Here is a 554-nt window from a genome sequence, read left to right on the forward strand (position 1 = left end):
AAGGGAAACTGCACCGTGTTGATGTGGATGGGCACGATGCGCACCGGTGCGGGGTGTTGGTCGGGCCAGAACAGTTGGAACGGAATCGTGCAGGCGTGGTCCACCCGCATCTCCTGGCAGACGGTGAGGTCGAATTCCGCCGCGGTGAGCTGCTCGACCAGGTGCCACGACAGCTCCGGGCAACCGGCCAGCGGCGCGGTGGTCGGAATGCCCCAGCCCTCGTCGGCATGGTGGTACTCGGCGGCGGCCCCGATGGCAAAGGCCGGTAGCTTGTCGAGGAAGAAGTTCAGCCCATGGTCGTTGTAGAACACGACGACGACCTCGGGCTGCACCTGCCGCAGCCAGGCGTGGATGGGGGGAAAGCCGTCGAAGAACGGCTTCCAGTACGGCTCGGCCTGCTTGCCTTTGGCAATCGCGTTGCCGATCGCGGGGATGTGCGAGGTGGCCAAGCCACCGACGATCTGGGCCATGGGAACGTCTCCTGGGGCGGCGGGCCTCAACACTGCTGGTTGGCGGCCACCAGCTTGGCCTGGAACTCGGCCTTGGTCATGCCG

At 66.1% G+C, this 554-nt stretch carries 1 protein-coding gene; it reads right to left on the bottom strand.

All coding sequences use genetic code 11. The features are described 5' to 3' along the window. On the bottom strand, positions 1–470 hold a 470-nt coding region (locus ML342_RS11705; RefSeq protein WP_500809974.1), incomplete at its 3' end, for a DODA-type extradiol aromatic ring-opening family dioxygenase. Positions 471–554 lie beyond the last annotated feature (84 nt).

It is taken from the genome of Thermomonas alba (genome assembly GCF_022419205.1).
Lineage (GTDB): Bacteria > Pseudomonadota > Gammaproteobacteria > Xanthomonadales > Xanthomonadaceae > Thermomonas > Thermomonas alba.